Here is a 4,080-nt window from a genome sequence, read left to right as displayed (position 1 = left end):
GATGCGGCGATGGGCCTGTTGACGCCGCGCCTGCCCGCGCCGCGCGCCGCCGACCGCGATGCCGCGCTGGCCAAGGCGCAGTCGATCCTGTTCCAGCGCGGCGTGACGGCCGTGGCCGACATGGGCACCAGCATCGAAGACTGGCAGGCCTTCCGCCGCGCTGGTGACAAGAACCAGCTCTATGTGCGGATCATGGCCTATGCCATGGGCATCGACCAGATGGCCTTGATCGCCGGGGGTGAGCCGACGCCGTGGCTCTATGCCGACAGGCTGCGTATGGGCGGGGTAAAGCTGTTCATGGATGGCGCGCTGGGCTCGCGCGGGGCCTGGCTCAAGGCGCCCTATGCCGATGCGCCCAACACGCGCGGGTTGCCGCGCATGACCGATACCCAGTTGGGTAACCTGATGAGCCGGGCGGCGATGGACGGGTTCCAGGTGGCGGTCCATGCCATCGGCGACGCGGCCAATGCCGCCGTGCTGTCCAGCATCGAGGATCTTTCCGCCACCTATAAAGGCGATCGCCGCTGGCGGGTGGAACATGCCCAGATCGTCGATCCGGCCGATATCGCCCGCTTTGGCCGCAACGGCGTGATCGCGTCGATGCAGCCGGTGCACGAAACCTCCGATCGCGTGATGGCCGAAGCGCGCCTTGGGCCGCAGCGGCTGGCCGGGGCCTATGCCTGGCAATCGATCGCCAAGGCAGGCGCCCGGCTCGCGTTCGGTTCGGATGCGCCGGTGGAAGCGCCCGATCCCTTTGCCGGGATCGCGGCTGCAATCAGCCGCGAGGGCCCGGATGGCCAACCGGCCGGTGGCTGGCAGCCGCAGGAAAAGGTCTCACCCGTGCAGGCGCTGGCCGCCTATACCACCGGTGGCGCCTATGCCGGCTTTGCCGAAGGTCGGTTTGGCCGCCTGGCACCGGGCCTGCGCGCCGATTTCATCCTAGTCGATACCGATCCGCTGACCGCCACGGCCGATGCCATCCGCCACACCCGCGTGCGCGAAACCTGGGTGGGTGGCGGCAAAGTGTGGCCGGATGATGCCGAAAACGGGGCGGCCAAAAAGGATGGAAACCAAAAAGGCTGAGAGCCGTTAGATGGCGCGACGCGGAAGGCGCCGGGTTCCCCCCTCATCCCGGCGCTGCGTTGCCAAGCCTTGATGGTGTTCTCCCCTCGCACCCGGGCACGGCCATGCGGGCAGCGGAAAAATTCGGCCGCGCATGCAATTTCCCTCAAGACTGCGCAGGCGGTGGGGGCCAGTGATGGCCCCCACCGCATAGCCAGGTCAGGGCAGCAATTGCGTAGGATTGCCGGCGGCCTGCTGGGCCGCTGCGGCGGCATCAGCCGCTGCCTGGGCCGCCTCTGCCGCGGCTTCTTCGGCCGCCAGGCGGGCCTTTTCCTCGGCATCGGCCTTTTCGACAAAGCGCATGACGATCAGCGTGCCTTCGAACAGGATCAGCAGCGGGATCGCCAGCATCAGCTGCGACACCACGTCAGGCGGGGTGATCAGCGCCGCCAGCGCCACGATGCCCACGATCACATAGCGCCGCGCCTTGACCAGCGCATCACGGCTGACGATGCCCGCGCGGTTGAGCAGCATCAGCAGCACCGGCAGCAGGAACGACACGCCGAACGCCAGGATGAACTGCATCACCAGCGCGAGATATTCCTCGATCCCCGGCAATGCTTCTAGTTGCAGGCCGCCTTTGTTGCCCTGGAACCCGACGAACCATTTGAACGCCGTGGGCATGACCACGAAATAGGCCAAACTGGCGCCCATCCCGAACAGGATCGGCGTGGCGATCAGGAACGGCAGGAATGCGCGCTTTTCCCGGGCATAGAGCCCGGGCGCGACAAACGCCCACAGCTGGTTGGCGACCACCGGGAAGCTGAGCAGGAAACCGGAAAACAGCGCCACTTTCAGGTTCACGAAGAACGCCGAATAGAGCTTGGTATAGATCAGCCGCCCATGCCCAGCCGGAAATGCCAGGCTGAGCGGGTGGACCAGGATCGCCAGGATGGCGTCGACAAAGTAATAGCTGATCGCCGAGGTCAGCGCCAAGGCATAGACACAGCGCAACAGGCGGGTGCGCAACTCGATCAAGTGATCGAGCAGCGGGGCCTGGGTTTCATCGATATCGCGTATCTGGATCACGGTTGGCCAGGCTCGGTGTGGGGGTGAACGGCAGGCGCCACTGCCGCATGGCCTTCATCGGCCGGCTGCGGACCGCGCGGACGCTCGCCCCTGCTTTCCACCGGCAGCAACTTTTCAGGCGGCGGCGGAAGCGGCGCGGGATCGGTCGGCGCATGGGGCGCAAGCACCGGATCGACCGGATGAGCCGGCGCTTCGGCGGTGGCGGCGTGGGGCGTTTCCGCCGCGCTCGCAGCCGCGCTTTGCGCCATGATCTGCGCGTTCTGCTCCTGCCACTTCTTTTCCATGTCAGCCAGTTCCGCCTCGCGGATCATGGTTTCGATACCGGCGCGAAAGTGGTTGGAAACACGGCGCATCTTGCCGATCCAACGGCCGGCGGTGCGCAGTGCGAGCGGCAGATCCTTGGGCCCGATCACCACGATCGCCACGATGACGACCAGCAGCAATTCGGACGGCGCAATATCGAACATCGATGGTCAGCCCTGCGTTATCGGGCCGATCAGGCCTGCGGCCCCTGCGGATGATCGCCCGGCTGCTGGACCGGCGCGGGGTGAACCGGCGCTTGCGGCGCAACGGGGGGAACCGGCGGGGTCTGCTGGATCTGGGCCGGCGGCGGCGTGACCGGAGGATTGGCTTCCTCGTTCATGCCCTGCTTGAAGCTTTTGATACCCTTGCCGAAATCGCCCATCATTTCAGAAATGCGGCCACGCCCGAACAAAATCAGCACGACCAGCGCCAGAATGATCAGGTGCGGTAGAGAAAGGCCACCCATTTCAAATTCTCCTTTGCCTGCCCAGATAGGGGATGTTCCCGCACTTCGCCAGCGGGCAAAGCCGATTCTTGTCGTTTAGTCCGCCTCGCCCGGTTCGTCTGGCGCGTCGGCATCCTCTTGCCCGGCCTCCTCCCGGTTGCCGGTGAGCACGGCATAGGCTTCGTCCACCGGATCGAGCAAGCCGGCGGCGCGCAACTCGCCAATGCCAGGCAGATCTGCCCGGCTGGCAAGACCGAAATGGCTGAGGAACTGCGGCGTGGTGGCATAGATGGTGGGGCGGCCCGGCACCTCGCGCCGACCGGCCATGCGCACCCAGCCCGCTTCCATCAACACATCGAGCGTGCCCTTGGCGGTCTGCACGCCGCGGATCGCCTCGATCTCGGCCCGGCTGACCGGCTCGTGATAGGCGATGATCGCCAGGGCCTCGGTCGCCGCGCGCGACAGGCGGCGCACTTCTTCCTTTTCCCGCCGCAGCAGATGCGCCAGATCGGGCGCGGTCTGGAAATGCCAGCGCCCGCCGCGCTCCACCAGATGCACCCCGCGCGGGGCATAGTGCTCTGCCAGCAGGGCCAGCGCCGCGCGCACGTCTGCCCCGCCCAGATGGCGCGAAATCTCATCAGCACGCAGGGGTTCCTGCGCGGCAAACAGCGTGGCTTCCACCGCGCGTACCAGATCGTCGGGCGCGCTCATGGCCTGGCGCCCTGCAGCGGCCGGATCAACAGCGGGCCAAAGCATTCGTCCTGCACCAGTTCCACCCGCCCTTGCTTGGCCAGTTCCAGCGCCGCCAGAAAACTCGACGCCAGGGCCGATCGCGCCAATTGCCGATCGGCCGCGCCGTTGATCGCCATTGGCGGCAGGAAGGCGCGCAGATCGCGCCATTCCAGGCTGGTGCCGAGCAGCGCGGAGATGCGGGCGAGCGCGGCGTCGAGCGTCATGACCAGACGCTCGCGCACCATGTGCACCACCGGCCGGTTGCGGTGCTGGATCTGGCCATAGGCCTGGATCAGGCCAAACAGATCGGCCTGCCACAGCGACCGGCGGGCCAGGGTAATCCCTTCCGGCGCGCCGCGCGTGAACACGTCGCGCCCCAGCCGATCGCGCGCCATCAGCCGGGCGCCCGCCTCGCGCATGGCGCCCAGCCGCTGCAGGCGCAGTTGCAG

The 4,080-nt window shown here is 67.0% G+C and carries 6 protein-coding genes; 1 reads left to right on the top strand and 5 read right to left on the bottom strand.

Annotation, left to right across the window (positions count from 1 at the left end; all coding sequences use genetic code 11):
* Positions 1–1,083 (top strand): amidohydrolase (locus H926_RS27635; protein WP_022676856.1); only part of this gene is annotated, 1,083 nt, incomplete at its 5' end.
* A gap of 198 nt (positions 1,084–1,281) precedes the next feature.
* Here the strand turns inward: H926_RS27635 and tatC are convergent.
* From tatC to H926_RS0113890, 5 genes are all read right to left on the bottom strand, one after another.
* Positions 1,282–2,151 carry a twin-arginine translocase subunit TatC gene (gene tatC / locus H926_RS27630; RefSeq protein ID WP_022676855.1) on the bottom strand — a complete coding sequence of 290 codons (870 nt, stop codon included), beginning with the start codon at positions 2,149–2,151 and terminating at the stop codon, positions 1,282–1,284.
* Positions 2,148–2,618 carry a Sec-independent protein translocase protein TatB gene (gene tatB / locus H926_RS27625; RefSeq protein WP_022676854.1) on the bottom strand — a complete coding sequence of 157 codons (471 nt, stop codon included), beginning with the start codon at positions 2,616–2,618 and terminating at the stop codon, positions 2,148–2,150. Before tatB ends, tatC begins: the two co-directional genes overlap by 4 nt.
* 29 nt (positions 2,619–2,647) lie before the next feature.
* A complete protein-coding gene (locus H926_RS27620) occupies positions 2,648–2,920 on the bottom strand; it encodes a Sec-independent protein translocase subunit TatA (protein WP_022676853.1) in 273 nt (90 codons plus the stop codon).
* 75 nt (positions 2,921–2,995) lie between these two features.
* Positions 2,996–3,610: an SMC-Scp complex subunit ScpB gene (gene scpB, locus H926_RS0113895; protein ID WP_022676852.1), complete on the bottom strand. Its 615-nt coding sequence runs from the start codon at positions 3,608–3,610 to the stop codon at positions 2,996–2,998.
* The coding region (locus H926_RS0113890) for a hypothetical protein (protein ID WP_028658002.1) at positions 3,607–4,080 on the bottom strand (474 nt) is incomplete at its 5' end. The genes scpB and H926_RS0113890, both read right to left, overlap by 4 nt.

Origin of the sequence: Novosphingobium sp. B-7 (assembly GCF_000410615.1) — a bacterium.
GTDB classification, from domain to species: Bacteria; Pseudomonadota; Alphaproteobacteria; order Sphingomonadales; family Sphingomonadaceae; genus Novosphingobium; species Novosphingobium capsulatum.
This window is presented reverse-complemented; position numbering and strand designations above follow the sequence as displayed.